We start from the raw sequence: 21,433 nt of genomic DNA, 5'->3' as shown, positions 1-21,433 counted from the left end.
AAGCTCAACTTGGTCGCAAAACCAAGTTTCCTGCAATCGCAGGGCGCTAAAGTGTGTCGAGGCGTTCTCTTTTAGAAAGGAGGTGATCCAGCCGCAGGTTCTCCTACGGCTACCTTGTTACGACTTCACCCCAATCATGAATTACACCTTGGGCGGCTGCTCCCTTGCGGTTAGCGCACCGACTTCTAGTGCAACCCACTTTCGTGATGTGACGGGCGGTGTGTACAAGGCCCGGGAACGTATTCACCGTGGCATGCTGATCCACGATTACTAGCGATTCCAGCTTCATGGAGTCGAGTTGCAGACTCCAATCCGAACTGAGGCCGGCTTTTTCCGATTAGCTCCCCCTCGCGGGTTTGCAGCGGTTTGTACCGGCCATTGTAGCACGTGTGTAGCCCTGGACATAAAGGCCATGAGGACTTGACGTCATCCCCACCTTCCTCCCCGTTATCCGAGGCGGTTTCGTCAGAGTGCTCAACTAAATGGTAGCAACTGAAGATAAGGGTTGCGCTCGTTGCGGGACTTAACCCAACATCTCACGACACGAGCTGACGACAGCCATGCAGCACCTATATAGCGGTCTATTGCTAGACGCCGACGTTTCTGCCGGATTCCACTACATTTCGAGCCCAGGTAAGGTTCTTCGCGTTGCGTCGAATTAAACCACATGCTCCACCGCTTGTGCGGGCCCCCGTCAATTCCTTTGAGTTTCAGCCTTGCGACCGTACTCCCCAGGCGGATTGTTTATCGCGTTAGCTTCGACACGGCAGGATTGGGTACCTGCCACATCAAACAATCATCGTTTAGGGCTAGGACTACCAGGGTATCTAATCCTGTTTGCTCCCCTAGCTTTCGTGCATCAGCGTCAGTTATGGTCCAGTGAGCCGCTTTCGCCACAGGTGTTCCTTCCGATATCTACGCATTTCACCGCTACACCGGAAATTCCACTCACCTCTCCCATACTCAAGCCCGGCAGTTTCTTGTGCAGACTTCGGGTTGAGCCCGAAGATTTCACACAAGACTTGCCAAACCGCCTACGCACCCTTTACGCCCAATAAATCCGAACAACGCTTGCCCCCCTCGTATTACCGCGGCTGCTGGCACGAAGTTAGCCGGGGCTTCTTCTATGGGTACCGTCATAATCTTCCCCATCGAAAGGAGTTTACATACCAAGATATTTCATCCTCCACGCGGCGTTGCTGCGTCAGGGTTTCCCCCATTGCGCAAAATTCCCCACTGCTGCCTCCCGTAGGAGTCTGGACCGTGTTTCAGTTCCAGTGTGTCCGTGCGCCCTCTCAGGCCGGATACCGATCATCGCCTTGGTGGGCCATTACCCCGCCAACTAGCTAATCGGCCGCGACCTCCTCCCCAAGCGCATTGCTGCTTTGACTCGTAAGTGTTATGCGGTATTAGCTAAGATTTCTCTCAGTTATTCCCCACTCGAGGGTAGATTAGTCACGTGTTACTCACCCGTGCGCCACTTTACTCAGGTATTGCTACCCTTTCTCGTGCGACTTGCATGTGTTAGGCACGCCGCCAGCGTTGATTCTGAGCCAGGATCAAACTCTCGTTTAATCTTGGTTTGCTTGCCGCACGTCGACAGGGGTCGGTGCGGATCAAGCGCCCCCGGTGCTCGAAAACACCCGGAGGTTTATAACTAGTGAGAATGACTAAACCAAATTTCGTATCATCTCACGACTGGCACGTTCAACTATGTTGTCAAAGATCCGAACTGCATCCACCTAAGCGGGCAGCTTTGGATCAAGGACTGAATCGGCATAAGCCATATTCGTGTCCTCGAACTTGATGCGCTGTTGTCGTCTGTATTTGCTACTTACTTTATCTCTCTCGTTGCTTTTACCGGCCTTACTTCAGCCTATTCGAGGAGCACTTCAGTAGCGTGTGACGTTTTAGCGAACTTTCTGAGATTATCAATCTTCAGCTTACCTGTCAACTTCTATTTTCGTTTTCTTTAGAATTTCGCTTTTCCTAAAGACTTCGAAGACAGACTTGACAGCTATTCGCTCAGCGCAAAATATCAAAACATCGTGACGCTCGAAGACGAGCGCGGAGCACTTAGCTCCTGGTGCATCTCAAATCAACTGCAGTGGCTTGGGTTTGTATTGCCGGTAGGCCCTCAGGCTCTAAACCGATATCAAACGCTTGGACTGCGCTCCGTCATCCCTTGTTACTTGCTCTTACGTTGCCAGAGCCAAGGTGCGAAGCAGTATTGCTTTACTTCTCACCTAGAGTATCGTGCTTTTCGTTTCCGTGCAAGCCTCATGCTTTCCACTTCGTCTCTTGCCGTGTGTCTCTTTGCGACTTCCTGAGATTATCAGCGACTGAGACGCTGCGCAAGCTCAATGCTGTGAATAATTGGGAGTTCCTGTAGAAAAGTCGGTTTCGTCCAGAAAAGACGCGGGTAAGAAATCTTCGATTATTTGACGTGTTGACTGGAATTGCTCCTCGATCTTCGTTTTGAACCGTGAGGCTGGGTGTACGGTCTAGAATCGTTCCACTATGGAAGCCAATGAAGTCTCAGAGTTTGCCAATCAGATGAAGGAGTCGGGGGAGTCGGGCGGGGAGTCGCTGAAGAGCATCTCGCTGGGGATCTCGGTTCTGGCGGTGCTGGTTGCTATGGTCACCGTGCTTGGACATCGCACACACACCGATGCGGTACTGATGCAGTCTCGCGCGGGCGATCAGTGGAACGAGTATCAGGCGAAGAAGATTCGCATGGATAATCTCTCGGTCACCCTGGATTTACTGGCGATGGAGCCAACGCTCAATGCTGCTGCCACCGAGGCGAAGCGGAAGGAGTATGAGGCTCACATCGAGAAGTGGAAGGAAGATCTGGCCGAGGAGCAGGAGAAGGCTCGTGAGTTTGAGGCTGAGGTAACTCACGCCGAGGCCAAGGCCTCTCGTTATGATCTTGGAGAGGCGCTGCTGCAGATTGCTGTGGTTCTGTGCTCGGTTACGCTATTCACCCGGAGACGAGCCTATTTTCTTCTTGGGCTTTCTCTGGGGGCGGCGGGGGTCGTTATCGCTGTCTCTGCCTCGCTTGTGCGTTAGGGGCCTTTTGATTCACAGCGCCTGAGTATTCCGGGTGGTGCCGTTGCGTAATCCGTTGCGGAGTGGGCAGAACTCTCCGATTTTCTCCGGAGGTACTACCCCCCCCTATTACCAGCGCGTAAGTGATTTATTATGATAATCTTACGCGCTGGCTAGGCTTCTAAAGAAGACATAACAAACGAGTTGCATACAAATTCCTTCCCTGCAAGTACTTACAGGGTGCCCCCCTGCCTCAGAGTGGCATCCGGCAGGTCCTTTTCTGATTTCTGCACTGGATCCAGTGTAGCGAATTGAGGGTAACTGATAAGCCATGCGTATGTTGCTGATTCTAAGTTGATTGAGTCTGGATAAGGCTTGACAGCGCAGTTTAGCCGGAAGATCGCGAGAATCTTACCCTGGACGCTGAAAGGCTGCTTCTTTTCGCTCAGAAAATGAGCGAAAAAAACAGACAACTCGCACAGGATAAGTGACAAACAGACAACAGGGATGACTAGCTCGAGCTGCTGTTGAGAAGTCGGGCGAGGGTGTAGGCGACTGCGGCTGCGGCTCCACCGATGAGAACGGTCTGGAGGGCGCTGCGCAGCCAGCCGGTGCCCACCAGCCTTCCCTTCAACGCTCCGAAGATTGCGAGGGCTACGAGCGTGATGACGACGGAGAGTTTGAGGGCGGTGAGGTTGTCTGGGACGAGCATGTAGGGGAGCAGAGGGATGAGTCCGCCGGCGATGTAGGAGATCGCAATAGTGAGGGCGGAGCGGTGAGCGCGGTTTCGGGCGGGCTCCTCGAGGCCGAGTTCGAAGCGCATCATGAAGTCGACCCAGGCGGTGGGGTTTTGTTTGAGCGCGTTGAGGACTGGCGTTGCGCTGGCGCGATCGACGTCGTAGTGCTCGAAGATCTCATAGATCTCTTCTTCTTCGTCGCGGGTGCGTTCGACGATCTCGCGTTCTTCGCGGCGGCGTTCGGAGATGTAGTGTTCGGCGTCTCCGCGGGCGGCGAGATAGCCGCCGAGGCCCATGGCGATGGAGCCGGCGGCGATTTCGGCGAGGCCGGCGAGGACGACGATGCGGGAGGAGGCGACGGCGCCGGAGAGACCTGCGGCGAGGGCGAAGGGAACGGTGAGACCGTCGGAGAGGCCGATGACGATATCGCGAACGACCTCGGAGGATTCGAAGTGGCCTTCGATGTGGGGGCCGTGGGTGTGGGGCGCGTGGGCTACTTCATGCATTTGGGTAGTGTAGTGCAGGCTTTGTGCAGGCGGAAGAAGCATCCGACTAGAGCGGTTCAACGGGGATGTTTTTGCGGGCTGCAGGGAGTCTTTCGAGCAGTCGAACCGTCTGTATGAGCACGGGACTGTGGACGCAAGAGCAAGGCGGATGGTGCATGAGACAGCGGGATATGGGACGTTTTAGAACGATGGCGCTGGTGATGGCTATGGCAGCTTTGCCGCCCGGCGTGCGCGCTCAGCAGGGGGAAGACAACCGCGAGGGTGATGCTGTCTTTGCGGGTGGGCAGATGGTTCGGGGAACAGTGACCGCCGCGACTGCGGATCATCTGACGGTGAAGACTGAGGCGGGCGAGGTATACCAGGTGGTCTTCTCCGCGAATACGCGCGTGAGTAAAGACCGGCAGCCGGTGAAGGTTGCAGATATCAAAGCGGGGGACGGCGTGGGGGCGATGGGGGTGCTGGATCCTTCGACGAAGACGGTGCATGCGGTGTTTGTCGGCGTGATGGATGCCGAGCAGGTGAAGAAGGCGCGGGAGGGAATGGGTAAGGTCTACATCACCGGGAGGGTGACGGCGATTGACATGGACGCGCTGAAGCTGACGGTGTTGCGTCCGGATGGTGTGACCCAGGTGATTGGGGTGGATGAGCAGACCTCGTTCAAGCGCGGCGGGCGTGGGATGTCGATGCTTGCGAGTGGAGCGGGTGTGACTGAGATGGGGCCGGCTGGTGGAAGAGGGAGCGGTGCCGGAGCGGGATCTGCAAATGGGGCTGGCGATGGCGCCGGGGGAGACAGTATTACGCTTGCGGACGTGAAGGTTGGAGATGCAGTCGCCGGACGTGGGGCGCTGAAGAATGGATTGTTTGTGCCTACGGAGCTGGGGGTTTCGGATGCGGCGGCGATGGCGCGGAGGCGACGGCGCGAGCTAAGTGGAAATGGAGCTGCTTCTGCTCCCGCCGGGGCTCCTGCTCCGACAAAGCCTGTTGCGGTTCCTCAGTGATGCGGGCGATGAGTTTGCGAGGCGAGGCGAATGTGCGGGGATCGATTCGATCAGTAGCGTTGAGCTGGGCGTTGGGGCTGGTGTTGGTTGGGAGCGCGTGGGGACAGACTGTGCCGCCGGTTCCACCAAGTGCGGCAACACCGGCGCAGGAAGCGGCGCCTGCTGCGGTTGAGACGCCGGCTGCGACGGCACCTGCTGCGGTTGAGGCGAGTGGCGGAACGATCAGCGGGACGGTGAAGGCTGGAGCAGTTCCCTTGCCCGGGGTTGCCGTGACGGCGAGCAATACGCTGACCGGGAAGAAGTATGCGACAACGACCGATGTGAATGGCGTGTTTGCCATGACGGTTCCGCGCAACGGGCGCTACGTGGTGAGGGCTGAGCTGGCAGCGTTTGCAGCCGAGACGAAGGAGGTCTTGATCAACGCCGCCGGGCAGAATGGCGGCAAACCTGCGCAGGTGGCGGAGTTTGGGTTGCAGCTTGCTTCGAGAGTGCAGCAGCAGGAGGAGCGCCAAGCTGCGGCGACGAGTGCTGGAGTTGCGCGGGGGCTGCAGTCGTTGAGCGTGACTGGGGACGCGTCGGGTTTGGCTGACGCGACGGTGGGCGGAGGAGGGAGTGCCGGGGCGCAGCTTCCGTCGCTCGCGGGGATTGGGGGAGGCGAGGCGGCAGCGAGCGATTCGGTGACGGTGAATGGCGCGGTGGGACAGACGAATGGGCTGGCGGGATATAGCGAAGATGATATTCGGACGCGGGTGCAGGACGCGATTGCGCAGGCGCAACGGCAGGGTGGGGCGGTTGGGGATATTGCGAGTTCGGTTGCCGGGTTGCTGGGCGGATTGGCGGGAGGCGGCGGATTTGGCGGGCCGGGTGGCGGCGGACCCGGTGGAGGGGGTGGCGGCAATCAGATCTTCATCGGCGGCGGTGGCGGCCGAGGAGGTGGTGGCGGGTTTCGAGGATTCAATCCCACGCAGCCGCATGGAGCGGTGTTTTATCAGGGAGGAAATGGAGCGCTGGATGCGACGAACTTTTCGTTGACGGGAGCACCGGTGGTGAAGCCGGCTTATAGCTCGAACAGATTTGGCGTGAGCTTTACGGGGTCGCCGTTTATTCCGGGATTGGTGAAGGCGAGTACGAAGCAGTTTGTCTTTTTCAACGTGACGGGGCAGCGGAATATTACGCCCTCGAACCTGTACGGCACGGTGCCGACCGATGGGACGAATGGAACGGACAATGAGCGGGCCGGAGATTTTTCGCGTCTGGCGCAGACGCTGTATGACCCGGCGACGGGACAACAGTTCAGCTGCGGTGGTGTGTTGAATGTGATCTGTCCGAGCCAGATCTCTGCGCAGGCTAAGGCGCTGCTGAACTTTTATTCTGCGCCGAATATTGCGGCGACGGGGCGACAGGGTTACAACTACCAGACGATTACGACTGCGGGAAACAACGCGACGACAGCGGCGTTGCGATACGTTCGGAACTTTGGGCAGAACAATACGTTTGGCGGCGGACGCAGGCAGGAACAGGGCAACGGGCCGGCGACGCTGCGGCAGAATATCAACTTCAATGGGAGCTACTCGCACACGGCTGCGGATAATCGGAATATCTTTCTGCCGCTGGGGGGCGCGACCGAGACGAATGGATATGGAGTGACTGCGGGATACACGATCGGATATGGGAAGCTGACAAACAATGCTTCGATCAACTGGAACCGCTCGCACAGCACGGCGCGGAATTACTTTACGGATGGGAGCGATCCTCTGGATGGGACGGGGATCACGATCCCGAAGCCGGTGATTGGCGGCGATGCGGGGATCTATAACGGTCTGCCGAGTGTGAGCATCTCGAACTTTACCGGCTTGACGCAGGCGCTGCCGAACGATGCGGTGAACCAGACGATCTCGTTTTCAGACTTTGTGAGTTACAGATACAAGAAGCACAATATGCGCTATGGGTTTGATATTCGGCGAGTGCATGCGGACACGGTGGGGGGGACGAATGTGGTGGGGTCGTTCACGTTTACCGGGTATGCGACGCAGAATCCAGCGAGCTCGTGTACGCCGTCATCCACGGTGACTTGCCCGGTGGTTCCAGCGAGTGGGTACGGTTTGGCTGACCTTCTACTTGGGCTTCCGCAGCAGTCGGCGATTCAGGCGGCGACGCAGAAGACTTATCTGCGCGCGAATGTCTTTGACTGGTATGCGCAGGATGACTGGCGGGCGCTGGCGAATCTGACGTTGAACTACGGGATTCGGTATGAGTATTTTTCGCCTTATGTGGAGAAGGATAATCGGCTGGTGAATCTGAATCACAATGCGGATTTCTCAGTGGTGACGCCGGTATGCCCGGTGGCGATTGCGGGGGCATGTACGGCGGGGACGGTGCGGTCGCTAGTGAATCCGGACAGGAATATGTACTCGCCGCGGGTGGGGTTTGCGTATCGGCCGAAGCTGAAGATCCTCAAGGACACGGTGGTGCGCGGTGGATATGGGATTAACTTCAACACGGGACAGTATGCGACGCTGGCGAGGAATCTTTCGGCGCAGGTGCCGTTTGCGCTGACGCAGACGAATGTGGTGGGGCAGACGGGATGCACGCCCGCGACGCTGACGCTGGCGAATGGGTTTGGCTGCTCGACCACGCCGGTGCAGAACAACTACGCGGCGAATCTGGATTACAGGCTGGGGCATGTGCAGGTGTGGAACGTGGATATTCAGCGGACGTTGCCGCTGGGAATCGTGGCGAATATTGGATACAACGGGGCGAAGGGCGGGGAGCTGGATATTGTGCGGGCGCCGAATCGGACGGCGACGGGGGTGCTAAATCCGTGGGCACAGCCGTTCAACTATGAGGATTCCTTGGGGTTTTCTCGGTTGCAACAGCTGAGCGTGAATGTGAGGAAGCGGCTGCAGAAGGGGGTTTCGCTGCAGGCTACGTATCACTATGGGCATTCGATTGATAATGCTTCGTCGATTGGTGGAACGACGGTAGTGCCAGCGCAGAACGACAAGGACTTGAATGCTGAGGAGGGGAACAGCTCGTTCGATGTGCGGCACCAGGTTACGGGAAACTGGGTGCTGGAGTTGCCGTTCGGGCCAAATCGGGCGTTCTTGTCGAAGGGGGGATTCTGGTCGAGGGCGCTCGATGGATTTTCTTTGTCTGGCGATTTTACGTTTGCGTCGGGGACTTACTTTACGCCGCACTATGTTTCGACGGTGGCGGAGACGGCTACGGGGACCAACGATACGCTGCGGCCGGACAGGGTGTTTTCGCAGCCGATTCCGGGGCAGGGGACGATTCTAAACTGGTTCAATGCGGCGGCGTTCACGGCTCCGGCGAATGGATATGGGACCGCGTCGCGTGGGTCGATTGAGGGGCCGGGGATTACTGTGGCGGATGCTTCGTTGTCGCGGACGGTGGCGCTGGGCGAGACGCGGTCGTTTGAGGCGAGGGTGACGGCGACGAATGTCTTCAACACGGTGCAGTACTCGGGGATCGATACGACGTTGAACTCGCAGACGTTTGGACAGGTGACCTCGGCTGCGACGATGCGGCGGTTGACGGTGCTGGCGCGGTATCGGTTTTGATTTTGAGGAGCGCGATGAGTTTGCGAATAGTGACCGCGATGCTGACATGTGCGATGGTTGGGATGCCCGTGGCGCGTGGGTGGGCGCAGCAGCCGGGCCAGTCGGGTGGATTCACGCTGAAGGTGCAGAGCGATATTGTGCTGACCAACGTGGTGGTGCGTGACAAGAAGACGGGTGAGGTGGTGAAGGGGCTGAAGGCGAGCGACTTTACGATTCTGGAGAATGGGAAGCCGCAGAAGATTGCGAGCTTCGACTATCAGAATGTGGATGAAGCTGCGGTGCTGCGGGAGAAGTCAACCGTCATTGGGAAGGCTACGATTGCGGACCTGGTGAATGGAGAGTTTGCGGCCAATCCTGCTTCGCTGCGGGATCATCGGCTGATTGTGATGTTCTTCGATTTGAGCAGTATGCAGCCGGAGGACATCGACCGGGCAGTGGAGTCGGCGCAGGACTATGTGAAGAAGAAGATGCAGCCGGCGGACCTGGTGGCGCTGGTGAGCATGGCGACCGGACTGAGCATGGATCAGGATTTTACGTCGGACAAGGCTGCTCTGCTGAGGGGGTTGGGCAAGTACAACGGGACCCAGGGGACGGGTTTCGCGAATGGGAACGAGGGAGGCAACTCGGGTGGTACGGCGGATGATGCTTCGAGCTTTACCTCGGACGATAGCGAGTACAACGCGCTGAATACGGATCGTGAGCTGTATGCGATACGGACGATTGCGAAGAGTCTCGAGAGGGTCGATCAGCGGAAGAGTCTGTTGTACTTCAGCGGTGGGCTGACGCGACAGGGGATCGAAAATCAGGCGAGTATGCGGGCGGCTACCAATGAAGCCGTGAAGGCTAACATGGCGATCTACAGTGTAGACTCGCGGGGGCTGGAGGCTCTGCCGCCGGTGGGAAATGCGTCGAGCGGGAGCCTGCGCGGGACTGCGGCTTACAGCGGCGGCGCTGTGCAGAGCCAGCTGGATGCGAACTTCGGTTCGCAGGAGACGCTGGCGACGCTCTCCTCCGATACGGGGGGAAAGGCGTTCTTCGATTCGAATGATTTTGCGCCAGCTTTTCAGCAAGTGCAGCATGACACGGAGGCCTACTACATTGTCGGATTCCGCTCGACCAATACGGCGCGGGATGGAAGCTTCCGGCACCTGACGGTGAAGCTGAATCGCAGCGATGTGAAGCTCGACTACCGGCCGGGCTACTATGCGCCTGCCGACTTTCAGCACCAGAAGACCGAGGACCGGGAGCAGGCTTTGATGGAGGAACTGCGGAGTGATCTTCCGGCGACCGATGTTGCGCTGTATCTGCAGGCGTTGTACTTCAGGATGGCAGAGAACAAGTTTTTTGTTCCGGTCTCGCTGATCATTCCGGGGTCGCAGATTCATATCGTGAAGAACGGCGACCAGGATAAAGCCAATATCGATGTGATCGGACAGGTGAAGAACGCCGAGGGCATCGTTGTGGGGAACGTTCGCGATACGGTGAAGCTGGCGCTGGATGCGGCGCAGCAGGTTCAGCAGAAGAAGATCCAATATTCGACCGGCTTTACGCTGGCTCCGGGAAGATACCACCTGAAGTTTGTGGTGCGGGAGAACCAGACGGGCGCGATGGGCAGCTTTGAGACGGACCTGCAGGTGCCGGATATGAAGAAAGTTCCGCTGAAGTTGAGTTCGATTGTGCTGTCGAGCCAGCGGGTGCCGAATATTGCCAAAAAGGTCGCGAGTCCCTTGGTGCGGGACGGGGTGGAGTGGATTCCGAACGTTCCGCATGTGTTTCGGCAGGACCAGCATCTCTACTTTCTGTACGAGGTGTACGACCCGGCGAAGGAGAAGGGTGCGCCTGAGCCGGCGAGTTCTCCGGGTTTGACGCGACGCGGGGGCGGGCCGGTAAGGGTTCTGACGAGCATTGAATTTTTGATTGGCGGCGTGAAAGTGTATGAAACGCCACTGGTTGAAGCCAAAGCTGTCAACATCCCCGAGCGAGGAGCCGTGGCGTTCCAGTTCGATGTTCCGTTGACTCCACTGAAACCCGGAACCTATGTCTGCCAGGTGAACGTGATCGATGATGCCGGTGGAAGCTTCAGCTTTCCGCGGATGGCGATGAGGGTGGAGCCGGGAACGGCGCCGGTTGTAGCATCTCCTGGAGCCGCCGCTGCTGCGCCGGTCTCCCCGGGTGGTCCTATCCAACGGTAGAGAAGTGGCTATTGACAGTGTTAAATACGAGGCCGATGATGTTGGCGAACTAGTGAGGTCCTCTTATGAGACCGCAACTTGGCTTGACTCTTCTTCTCCCTGTCTTCGCTTTTGCGCTTTCCAACCCTCCCCTTACGGCGCAGAGGCTTTCGCAACCCGCCACCCCCGACGCTGAGCGCGATCTACGACACCAAAGCGCTGACTGGTTCGCCATCGAGCCTCATCTTCCTGATCCGGCGACTGCAAGCCCACAGAAACTTGAGATCGCAGGGGACGTTCTGCGTGCCCGACGCTTTCCGGAAGATGCCCTGGTCTACTACCGGTATGCCCTGCAGCGCGGTGGACCGGAGCAGGAGCTCCTGATTCGAATGGGCGTGACGGAGCTTGATCTGCGACACGTAGAGGTTGCGCGAACTTATTTCCTGCGGGTGGTTCATCTGCAGAAGAAGAACGCACAGGGATGGAACAACCTTGGGGCGGCCGAATATGTGGAGGGGCGCTACGGAAGCGCTATCTCCGACTACAGTAAAGCCATCAAGCTGGACAAGAAGTCCGCGATCTATCATTCCAACCTCGGAACCGCGCTCTTTGAAGAGAAGAACTTCGAGAAGGCGCGGCAGCAGTTCGATATCGCGCTGACGCTGGATCCGGACATGATGCAGCATCACGGAGCGAGCGGGGTTGAGGCTCATATGCTCTCGCCGGCGGATCATGCGCATTACTGCTTCGAGATAGCGCGGCTCTACGCTCATCGCGGCGATGAAGAGAATATGCTTCGCTACCTTACGCTGGCCAGCGAAGGTGGATACGATGTGTTGGGATCGATGGGTTCGGACGAGGTGCTGGCGAAGTATCGCAAAGATCCGCGCGTGATAAGCCTGGTGCGGAATGCGACTGCTCTGCGGAACGCAAAGACCTCGGTCGCGGATGCGCGGAGCGGAGGCGTACCGCCACTGTTGCCGCAGGTTCCCAACTAGTTGCACTATTTATAGGGGCAGTGACGACAGTCTGAGTTACAACAGTAGCCGCGCTTGAGATGATAGGCAGCGGTGAACACGAGGTATGGACCTTGGTAGTAGAAGTCTTCGGGCAGGAGTTCCTGAGGCTCGTCATCAGCGGGTGGAACAGGCGGTGGAATGACGGCGGGTTTGATGGAGTCCTGCATTGCTGACATGATCCTAGACCAGTATCCTAGACCAGTTTGAAAACCTGCGGGTGGGTGACCGCGGGAGTTCTTTTCAAGAGAGGGTCTGGATGGGGTCTGGGCTGGGGTTTCGGATAGATCGACGCACCTTTCTCAAGAGTTCCCTCGCGGCCGGAAGCGCCGCGTTGCTTTCAAATAGCGGGCTGTCGGCGAGGGCGGCAACGCTGCAGGATCGCGTTCCGGGGGCGATTGCAGATTCGGAGATTGAAGGTGCGCGCTTTCCGGATGGATTTTTGTGGGGGATGGCTTCGGCGGCGTACCAGGTAGAGGGTGCGTGGAACGTCGATGGAAAGGGTGAGTCGAACTGGGACCGCTTCGCTCACACGGTGGGGAAGGTGAAGGGCGGGGCCAACGCTGATGTGGCGTGCGATCAGTATCACCTCTACAAGGACGACATTGCGATTCTGAAGCGGCTCAATCAGAAGAGTTATCGGTTTTCTACGTCGTGGTCGCGGGTAATGCCAAGTGGAACGGGGCCGGTGAACCAGAGGGGGATCGACCACTACAGTAGGCTCGTGGATACGTTGATGGAGGCGGGGATTCGTCCGTTTTGCACGATCTATCACTGGGATCTGCCGCAGGCCCTAGAGGATCGCGGAGGGTGGCCGAACCGCGATCTGGCATCGTACTATGCGGACTTCGCGGGGACTCTCGCAAAGCATCTGGGCGACCGGATTACGACGTGGGCTCCGTTCAACATGCCTTGGACGTTTACCTACTATGGGTATGGAGTCGGAGTCTTTCCTCCGTGCAGGGCAGACTTCAATCAGTTTCTAAAGGCTGCGCATACAGTGAACCTTGCGCAGGGCGAGGCGTTTCGCGCCATCAAGGCTGCGTCGTCGAAGGCTACGGTAGGGAGCGCTTATGGGATGGCACCGGCGTATCCGAAGACCGACAGCGAGGCGGATCGAGCGGCTACGGCGCGCTATCACGCGATGAATAATCTTTACTTCCTGAACCCGGCGATGTGTGGGGAGTATCCGAAGGCGTTTGTTGGCGCGACGCCTTATGAGGCGATGGGGTTCAAAGCGGGCGATGAAAAGATTATGAAGGTGCCGCTGGACTGGGTTGGGTTTCACTACTACACGCGGCGGGTTGTCTCGAATGCGAGCGTGAGTGCGGGCGTTGGGGGACACTTTGGCACGGAGACCGAGGGCGAGGGTGGAGGCGCAGCACGCGATCCGCTGACGCAGATGCATGTGGAGATGCCGACCGAGGGGCCACTGACGGAGGCTGGGCTGGAGATATGGCCGCGCGGCATCTACGACCTGGTGACGCAGATCTCGCGGGAGTTCAATCACCCGATCATCGAGATCAGCGAGAATGGATGCTGCTATCTGGATGGGCCGGATAGCAGCGGGCGGGTTCCTGATGTGCGGCGGACTGCGTTTCATCGGGAGATACTGGCGGAGCTGGCGCGGGCTATCGCGGATGGAGCGAAGGTGCGGGCGTACCATGCTTGGAGCCTGGTCGATAACTTCGAATGGACGGATGGATATACGCAGCGATATGGACTCACGTATGTTGATTTTCGCGATCAGAGACGGATCGTAAAGGATTCGGGGATCTGGTATGGGCGGGTGGCGGCGTCGAATCGGCTGACTTGAGTAGTCGCGCGGGTGTTGAAGTTATTTGGGGGCGTCCTGTGCGAGGCGGAGGCCAGAGAACTGCCAGCGCGTGGCGGGTGAGAAGAAGTTTCGGTAGGTGGCGCGGATGTGGGTGGCCGGCGTGACGCAGGAGCCTCCGCGAAGAATGACCTGCGAGGACATGAACTTGCCGTTATACTCGCCGAGCGCGCCGGGAAGGGGTTTGTAGCCGGGATAGCCGGTGTAGCCGCTGGCGGTCCACTCCCAGACATCGCCGAAGATCTGCTGTAGGCCGGAGAGCGCCGAAGCGGGGGTCGGGTGAAGGTTTCCGGTTTCAATCAGATTGGCCTGGACGGCGGGGATTGCGGTGAGCTTCTGCGCAGGGTTCGGCTGATAGGTGAGGAGGGCGGGCTGCGAGCCGAGTTCTTTGCGGAGAAGGCCGAGCTGGCTGGCGGCGTGCTCCCACTCGAACTCGGTGGGGAGACGATGCCCGGCCCAGCGGGCGAAGGCGTCGGCCTCAAAGAAGCTGATATGGCAGACGGGGGTTTCGCTGAGGTCGTCGAGCGAGCGGAAGCCTTGCATAGTGTAGATGGACCAGCCGGAGTTGGTCTCTTCGTCGCGACGCCAATAGAGCGGGGCCTGCCAGCTTTCGGCGCGGTTGGTGGTCCAGCCCTCGGAGAGCCAGAGTTCGGGGCGGTTGTAGCCGTTCTGGTCGATGAAGGCGAGGTACTCGGCGCAGGTGACCAGACGCGTGGCGAGGCGATACGGCGCGAGATAGACGGGGTGGCTCGGAGTCTCGTTGTCGAAGGCGAATGCGGAGACGGATTGGATGGGGTCGGTGGGATCGAGTTTGAAGCCGATTTCTGTGATGCCTCCGGCGAAGTCGATCCAGTCGAGCGGTGGCGCGATGGTGTCGAGCTTCTGCTTCGCGGGTGACTCGAGGTAGGGGGGATGCAGCGGGTTGGTGAAGAGAGCGTGCTTGATGTCGGTGGCGATGAGCTCCTGGTGCTGCTGCTCGTGCTCAAGGCCGAGGGCGATGCGGCGGGCTGCCTCGTCTTCAAGCGGATGCTGCATCAGGGCCGTCATGGCAGCGTCTATGTGGGTGCGGTAGGCGAGGATCGAGTCGAGGGGAGGGCGGGAGAAGGAGGCGCGGAGTTTCTTCTCCGGCATCTCTCCGAGCGAGTTGTAGTAGCTGTTGAAGAGCCAGTGAAAGTCGGGATGGAAGGGCTGGTATCCGGCGGCGAACTCGCGGAGGATAAACGTCTCGAAGAACCAGCTGGTGTGGGCGAGATGCCACTTGACCGGACTGGCTTCAGAAGAGGACTGGACCATCATGTCTTCTGGAGATAAGGGGCTACAAAGGTGTCTGGTCGCCTGGCGAACGGCTTTGTATCGCGCGAGGAGCGATGTAGCGGCGGCGGTTGTATCAGCGGTCTGGGACATATTCTTCTCGCTTCACGAAGAGATCGAGGACGGAGATGTGATGCCCCGTAAGACTTCAAAGTTGCCGAAAGGTTACGCCAGGCCGGTTATCCATGCGCGCAAAAGGCGCTTCCTTCGCAGCTTCAAATACTGCTTATGGCTTGTTGATCACACCGAGATCGACCATGCCGTTCACAAAGTATTGCACTGCGAGGGCAACCAACAGCAGGCCCATGATGCGGACCAGGATTCGGACGCCGGTCTCTCCCATAGCGCGAGCGACGCGATCCGAATTCCCGAGGACGAGGTAACAGATCATCGCCGTAATGAAGATGGATACTAAAATCGCTACCATCTGCCAGCGCGTCTGGGCCTGGCCAACCAATACCATTACGCTGGTGATGGAGCCTGGGCCAGCGAGCATCGGAATGCCGAGCGGGACGATGCCGGCGTCCTCTTTCTGCGCGGCTTCGGTGGTCTCCTCTGTTGACTCCTGCGTGGGTGAGCGCTTGGCTTCGAGCATGTCGAGGCCGATGAGCAGGAGGATGATGCCACCGGCGATCTCGAAGGCCGGAAGCGTGATGCCGAACATCTTGAAGATGTACTGTCCCGCCACGGCGAACGCGCTGAGCACGACCAGCGCCGTGACAGACGCCTTCCAGGCCATCTTTCGTCGACGCGGCGCATCCGCACCCGCCGTCACTGCGAGAAAGGTGGGCAGAGCGGCAAACGGGTCGACGAGAAAGAAGATGGAGCTGAGCGCGAGAACAGAAAACTGCACGTACGCCGAGTGCTCCAGCCCCGCGAGACTGACGGCATGGGGATTGAACATCACTCTCTATTCTCCCATGCCGGGCAGCCGTTATAATGGTGCTTCAGCGCTTAGGAGCGAACGAATGCCCATACAGACCACCACGAACATCTGGCACAACGGGAGCCTGATTCCCTGGGACAAAGCCCAGATTCACGTTATGTCCCACGTCGTCCACTACGGCTCGTCCGTCTTTGAGGGCATTCGGTGCTACGCCCAGCCGAACGCCGCCAGCATCTTCCGCCTGCCGGAGCACATGGCTCGGCTGGTCGATTCGGCCAAGATCTACCGGATGCCGCTTCCCTACACCGTGGAACAGCTCTCGGCCGCAGTGATCGATGTGGTCGAAGCTAACGGCGTTGCTCCGTGCTACATCCGCCCGATCGCCTTTCGCGGGTATGGTGAGCTTGGCGTCAACCCGCTGAAGTCGCCGGTTGAGGTCTACATCGCGAACTACCCCTGGGGCAAGTATGTTCCTGGCACCTCTGGAGCTGATGTCTGTGTGTCGAGCTGGAGCCGCCTTGCTCCGAATACGATGCCGACACTCGCCAAGGCCGGCGCGAACTACATGAACTCGCAGCTGATCCGTATGGAGGCCGAGATCAACGGCTACTCCGAGGGCATTGGCCTCGATACCAATGGCTACCTCTCCGAAGGATCGGGCGAGAACCTGTTCCTGGTGCGCGGCGGCGTGCTCTACACCACTCCGCTGGCGAACTCGGTGCTGAACGGCATTACCCGAAGCTCCGTTCTCACCCTGGCCAAGCAGCTCGGCATCGAAGTGGTCGAGCAGGCGCTTCCCCGCGAGATGCTCTATATCTGCGATGAGGCCTTCTTTACTGGAACAGCCGCCGAGGTGACTCATCTCCGCTCGGTCGATCGGATTATGGTGGGCGACGGCACGATGGGCCCGATCACCAAGGCGCTGCACGATGAGTTCTTCGGCATCGTCCACGGCACTCTGCCCGACCGTCACAACTGGCTGACGCCGGTCAATGTGAAGGTCGGCGAACCGGTCGGCGTATAAGCAACTGATAAGGGCACAAATAGAGAAGAGGCAGCCATAGCGGCTGCCTCTTTTTGTGTATGAGAATGTTCGCCTGAGTTTATTCAGGAGTGATGACCATCTCCTTTTTGGGAATCTTGCGAAGAAAATTCCGGTAGCGATCTCAAGGAAGGTGTCGCACCCTCCGACTATAGATTGATCCTGTCGCCGTGGCTCGGAGGCTGGCTCGTTACGAGTATGCGGGTGGGGTTCGAACTGCGATTAAAGACCTGATGCTGCTGGCCGGGAGAGACCTCGATACCTGCGCCGGCTCGAAGGACGAAGCTGTTCTGCTCCACTTCAACGGTTAGCTCTCCTTCAAGAACGTAGAAGAACTGGCGGGAACGGAGGTGGAGGTGTCGAACCTCACTCGTGCCGGGTGGCATGAGCTCTTCGATGATGCTGAGATCGGTTGTCCTGACGAGATGCCAGCCGTCGCACGAGTCTTCCTGAGGGCCACCCCATTGATAGTGCTCGGCCGTCTGTGGGCTGATGCTCTGCGAGCTGATGATCTGAGTCATCGGGAGGTCGGTCCAGTTACGAGCTAGTTGGAGCCTCGCGGAACGTTTCGCATTCCGAGGACGTGGAAGTCCTTGAGGCCACCCTTAAGAACATAGACCAGCGCGTTATTTCCATTCGGATCGGTCGGTCGTAGGAAGAAACCAGACTCGAGCACGAAGTCCCGAGTGTTGCTGATGATGCCTTCGATCATCTCTCCGTCGTAGAAGTAGACGCGCACCCACAATCCCGGTACCACGGGCGCATGTTCGTGAAAGTGGAGAGCCCTGTGACGCAGATCGCCATCGAAGGTCTTGACGAAAAAGACGGCCTTCGCATCCTTGGTGGGGACATCCTCCACGACGTCCGAGTCCAGGAGCTTCAGCCGGATCGAGTCCAGAGGATAGACGGGATCATTGCGCAGAAGCTGTTCGATCGAACCAAGCTCCTGGGCCTCCGCGAGACCGCGAACGGCATGGTTCTCGTAGCGGACGACGACTCGATACGCGTCGGATGGCTCTTTTTCGGCGACCTTGGATCTGGCCTGGGACCCTACGATGCGTGGTTGTTCCGCGGAGACAGGTCGTACTGCTTGATCTTGTACAGGAGCGCCTTGTAGCTGATTTGCAGATCGTTTGCCGCGGCCTTCCTGTTCCATCCAGTTCCCTCCAGTACCTGTGCAATTGCCGTCGACTCCGCGTCTCCCTTAAGGTTGCGGACCATCGCCTTGAGCCCGGCGCCGCTTGGCGCCTCCTGGGCTGCTGCTACTGTAGCTGCTCCCCCCTGATAGACGGTGGAGGGGGAGAGCTCGTCGACGATGGATCTCTCTTCGCCAAGCACCAGATAACGGTTAACTACATTTTCCAACTCGCGCAGGTTGCCGGGCCAGGAGTGCCCGGACAGAGCGTTCAGCAGGTTTTGCGAGAAAGGGAGCGGATCGCGGCCGTACCGCTTGGCCCCCTTGCGCATAAAGTACTCCGACAGTACAGGAATTTCCTCGCGACGCTCCCGCAACGGCGGAATGCTGAGGGTAAATCCGTTGAGGCGATAGTACAGATCCTCGCGGAAGGTCTTGTTGGCCATCGCCTCCTTCATATTGATGTTAGTGGCGGCGATCACGCGTACATCCACCTTCATCGGCGAGCGGCTGCCCAGACGGGAGAAGGTACCGTCCTGCAGGACCTGCAACAGCTTGGCCTGGAGAATGGCGGGCATCTCGCCGATCTCGTCGAGAAAGATCGTTCCCCCGGTGCAGACTTCGAACTTGCCGGGCTTGGTCTTTACCGCTCCGGTAAAAGCTCCCTGCTCGTAGCCAAAGAGTTCGCTCTCCAGCAGATCAGCCGGGACCGCGGCGCAGTTGACCTTGAGAAAGATGTTCTGGCTACGCGCCGACATCTTGTGGGTGTAGAGGGCGAGGATCTCTTTGCCGGTCCCGCTCTCTCCCAGAATAAGGAGTGGAATGTCTGCGCGAGCTACCAGGGCGGCCTGTGCCTCCAGTTCCCGCATTCTCTTGCTCGAGCGCACAAAGGAGTGTGTCTCGTTGAGCGGGATCTCTTTCAGGGCGTCGGCGACGGGAATCTTCTTCTCGGCAGAGGCCAGGTGCTCCTCGATGGCCTGCTCGACATCGCTGCCGGTAAACGGCTTCATCACAATGGCACGGACACCCAGACGAATGACCATCTCCAGATCGCGAAGTTCGGCGGAGCATGACAGGACGACCACTGCGAGATTCGGCTTGGTGCAACGAATATGGGTTAGGAGGGGCAGCGGGTCGCGGTTGGTGTGCAGGGCAAGCAAAAGCAGATCCGGCTGCTCGGCCTTGTCCAAACGCTCAAGCAGGGTCTGCTCGTCAGAAAAGAGACTGAGCGAGTACCGGCTACCGAGGGTAGACCGAAGATAATCCAGAACCGCGAGATCTGGCTCCAGAATCAGAATCTGGGCACGCGTTCGCGTATTGGGCTTCAAGGCAGGAACGGGATACGAAAGCGCAGCTGACATACAAAGTACCTCAAATTGCAGGTCCGGGACTGTTTTCCCAACCTGCGGTGATCCTGAACCCGGTTGGCCCCCAGGAACAGGCTGTACTCGATCCAGACAGTTGCAAAAGCGGGAGAGACATCCGAACCACCCGCGCCAGCAGATTCTAGCTCGACCAACACAACAATTGCACAAAAATGTTACGAACTTTGCCGACAAAAGAGATAAAGGTTTACCACTCTTCTATCGAGTAGGCCTAGCTTACATGGTACTGGCACGAGTAAAACGAAAAAAATGTGAACTTTTTTTAACGGGTTACTTTGGTGAAAGGGGGCTTGGTGACTTCAAAATCCAATGGAAAAGCACCACTTCAATCCGATTTTGGGATTTCCCCGTATATTGCTTCCTGCGGTTGAGACCGGGAAATCCTCATTATCCCGCCCCGGTGTCCCGGAAATGGTGCTTGACGTGCAGTGTGAAGGATATTGCAAACTTGCGGTTTCTGCCCAACGCCGATAGGAAAAAATGACCTTGGATCACCACGCCGAATCCGCCGCCTCTCTTAATCTGCCCCCTCTTGAGATTTTTTTTGGCAAGACAGCCGTTATGCAGGCGGTTCGAAACAAGCTGGAGCGCGTTGCCGAGACTGACGTCCCGGTGCTGATCCAGGGGGAGAGCGGGACTGGCAAGGAGATTTGTGTGCGCCTGCTCCACGCCTTCTCTTTGCGGGCCAAAGGTTCGCTCGTCAAAGTAAGCTGTCCGGCAATCCCTCACACGCTACTCGAAACTGAGCTGTTCGGCTATGAAAAGGGCGCTTTTACGGGCGCTATGTCCACAAAGCTGGGGCGCGTCGAGCAATCGCACAATGGCACGCTGTTTCTGGATGAGGTCGGAAGCCTCGACCTGGGAGTTCAATCGAAGCTCCTTCAAGTACTGCAGGACGGGACCTTTGTTCGCGTGGGTGGCCATGAACCCAGGAGCATCGTAACCCGGCTTGTCTCGGCCTCGAACACAGACCTTCGCAGCCAGGTCGAGGATGGAAGCTTCCGCCTAGACTTTCTCTTCCGCATCAATGCAGTCACGATCAACTTGCCTCCGTTGCGCCAAAGGATCGCTGACCTGCCCATTCTCATCGATTACTTCATCGATCACTATGCAAGAATCTTCCACAATGCACCGGAATTACTCTCCAAGAGCGCGGTCCGCCTGATGCAGAACTATCACTGGCCGGGCAATATTCGCCAGCTGGAGAACCTCATCCGCAGCTATGTACTGATCGGCAGCGAGGAGGCCTTGGTCGCGGAGCTTATGCCCGAGACTCCGCGCGGCGGCATCACTACCGATATCGACCTCAGCGAACCAGTCTCGCTGAAGAACATTACGAAGAAGGCGACTCAGGATCTTGAGCGGCAGATCATCCTGAAAGTTCTTCAGGAGAATAGCTGGAATCGTCAGAAGACGGCGAAGTGGCTTCAAATCAGCTATCGGTCTCTGCTGTATAAGCTGAGCGAGGTCGGCATGCCTGAGGTTCCGCCGCGGCCCCTGCGGATACCCCACCTGGTGAAGAAAGAAGAGCGGACGCTGAAGCCTGCACTGTCCTCGCGGACGCGCATCTATTGATGCTTGCAGGTGCTGATTCGCATTCCGTTTGAGTTCGAAAGAAATGTCCGGACGGGCCCACTGCGCTTGCCACCCCACGAACGAAGACCTGTTCGCGGGGACCCCGATTCGCGCGGTCACTTCGTAACTTGTATACCTTTTTCTGGCGGAAAGGCTCCGCCTGTCCTCCCGTTGGCCGGAAAGAGAGTGAAACTTGTTGTCTGTG

The 21,433-nt window shown here is 58.2% G+C and carries 15 protein-coding genes and 1 rRNA gene; 8 read left to right on the top strand and 8 right to left on the bottom strand.

The features are described 5' to 3' along the window. Nucleotides 1-75: 75 nt before the first annotated feature. Nucleotides 76-1,575 (bottom strand): 16S ribosomal RNA (locus tag HDF10_RS02290). A gap of 945 nt (nt 1,576-2,520) precedes the next feature. On the opposite strand from HDF10_RS02290, the gene HDF10_RS02285 reads away from it, so the two are divergent. Next, complete coding sequence (locus HDF10_RS02285; protein WP_183810066.1) at nt 2,521-3,072, top strand: DUF4337 domain-containing protein; 552 nt, start codon at nt 2,521-2,523, stop codon at nt 3,070-3,072. Nucleotides 3,073-3,562: 490 nt separating this feature from the next. Here the strand turns inward: HDF10_RS02285 and HDF10_RS02280 are convergent, their stop codons facing one another. Further along, nucleotides 3,563-4,336: a VIT1/CCC1 transporter family protein gene (locus HDF10_RS02280; protein WP_260177555.1), complete on the bottom strand. Its 774-nt coding sequence runs from the start codon at nt 4,334-4,336 to the stop codon at nt 3,563-3,565. A gap of 128 nt (nt 4,337-4,464) precedes the next feature. Here HDF10_RS02280 and HDF10_RS02275 point away from each other — a divergent pair, with 128 nt between their 5' ends. The 4 genes from HDF10_RS02275 to HDF10_RS02260 all read left to right on the top strand — a co-directional run bounded on the left by HDF10_RS02275 (nt 4,465) and on the right by HDF10_RS02260 (nt 12,042). Then, nucleotides 4,465-5,292 carry a hypothetical protein gene (locus HDF10_RS02275; RefSeq protein WP_183810064.1) on the top strand — a complete coding sequence of 276 codons (828 nt, stop codon included), beginning with the start codon at nt 4,465-4,467 and terminating at the stop codon, nt 5,290-5,292. 8 nt (nt 5,293-5,300) lie between these two features. Next, nucleotides 5,301-8,873, top strand: coding sequence for a TonB-dependent receptor (locus tag HDF10_RS02270; protein WP_183810062.1), 3,573 nt, complete (start codon nt 5,301-5,303; stop codon nt 8,871-8,873). A 14-nt stretch (nt 8,874-8,887) separates the two neighbouring features. Continuing rightward, entirely contained in the window at nt 8,888-11,065 is a 2,178-nt protein-coding gene (locus HDF10_RS02265) for a VWA domain-containing protein (RefSeq protein WP_183810060.1), read from the top strand. A gap of 83 nt (nt 11,066-11,148) precedes the next feature. Further along, nucleotides 11,149-12,042 (top strand): tetratricopeptide repeat protein, encoded by an 894-nt coding sequence (locus HDF10_RS02260; protein WP_260177554.1) that lies wholly within the window; start codon nt 11,149-11,151, stop codon nt 12,040-12,042. A gap of 5 nt (nt 12,043-12,047) precedes the next feature. On the opposite strand, the gene HDF10_RS02255 is transcribed toward HDF10_RS02260, so the two are convergent. Further along, nucleotides 12,048-12,230 (bottom strand): DUF5522 domain-containing protein, encoded by a 183-nt coding sequence (locus HDF10_RS02255; RefSeq protein ID WP_183811469.1) that lies wholly within the window; start codon nt 12,228-12,230, stop codon nt 12,048-12,050. A gap of 164 nt (nt 12,231-12,394) precedes the next feature. Here HDF10_RS02255 and HDF10_RS02250 point away from each other — a divergent pair, with 164 nt between their 5' ends. Next, a complete protein-coding gene (locus tag HDF10_RS02250; RefSeq protein WP_260177553.1) occupies nt 12,395-13,876 on the top strand; it encodes a glycoside hydrolase family 1 protein in 1,482 nt (493 codons plus the stop codon). Nucleotides 13,877-13,897: 21 nt separating this feature from the next. Here the strand turns inward: HDF10_RS02250 and egtB are convergent, their stop codons facing one another. Beyond that, nucleotides 13,898-15,298, bottom strand: a complete 1,401-nt coding sequence (egtB, locus tag HDF10_RS02245; protein WP_183810056.1) for an ergothioneine biosynthesis protein EgtB — start codon at nt 15,296-15,298, stop codon at nt 13,898-13,900. 133 nt (nt 15,299-15,431) lie between these two features. Next, entirely contained in the window at nt 15,432-16,109 is a 678-nt protein-coding gene (locus HDF10_RS02240) for a MarC family protein (RefSeq protein WP_183810054.1), read from the bottom strand. A gap of 64 nt (nt 16,110-16,173) precedes the next feature. On the opposite strand from HDF10_RS02240, the gene HDF10_RS02235 reads away from it, so the two are divergent. Next, nucleotides 16,174-17,115 (top strand): branched-chain amino acid transaminase, encoded by a 942-nt coding sequence (locus HDF10_RS02235; RefSeq protein WP_183810053.1) that lies wholly within the window; start codon nt 16,174-16,176, stop codon nt 17,113-17,115. 167 nt (nt 17,116-17,282) lie between these two features. Here HDF10_RS02235 and HDF10_RS02230 read toward each other — a convergent pair whose 3' ends face one another. From HDF10_RS02230 to HDF10_RS02220, 3 genes are read right to left on the bottom strand one after another with little or no spacing between them, the layout of a single operon-like run. Then, nucleotides 17,283-17,654: a cupin domain-containing protein gene (locus HDF10_RS02230; RefSeq protein WP_183810051.1), complete on the bottom strand. Its 372-nt coding sequence runs from the start codon at nt 17,652-17,654 to the stop codon at nt 17,283-17,285. 23 nt (nt 17,655-17,677) lie between these two features. Further along, a complete protein-coding gene (locus HDF10_RS02225; RefSeq protein ID WP_183810049.1) occupies nt 17,678-18,289 on the bottom strand; it encodes a DUF6982 domain-containing protein in 612 nt (203 codons plus the stop codon). Further along, on the bottom strand, nt 18,184-19,629 hold the full coding sequence (locus HDF10_RS02220; protein ID WP_183810047.1) for a sigma-54-dependent transcriptional regulator: 1,446 nt from the start codon (nt 19,627-19,629) through the stop codon (nt 18,184-18,186). The genes HDF10_RS02225 and HDF10_RS02220 overlap by 106 nt, the downstream gene beginning before the upstream one ends. 504 nt (nt 19,630-20,133) lie before the next feature. On the opposite strand from HDF10_RS02220, the gene HDF10_RS02215 reads away from it, so the two are divergent. Continuing rightward, entirely contained in the window at nt 20,134-21,228 is a 1,095-nt protein-coding gene (locus HDF10_RS02215; RefSeq protein WP_183766100.1) for a sigma 54-interacting transcriptional regulator, read from the top strand. Nucleotides 21,229-21,433: the final 205 nt, after the last annotated feature.

The sequence above is a fragment of the Tunturiibacter empetritectus genome, assembly GCF_014201375.1.
In the GTDB taxonomy this organism is placed as follows: domain Bacteria; phylum Acidobacteriota; class Terriglobia; order Terriglobales; family Acidobacteriaceae; genus Edaphobacter; species Edaphobacter lichenicola_D.
The sequence above is the reverse complement of the archived record's forward strand: the minus strand, read 5'-3'. Positions and strand labels throughout refer to the sequence as shown.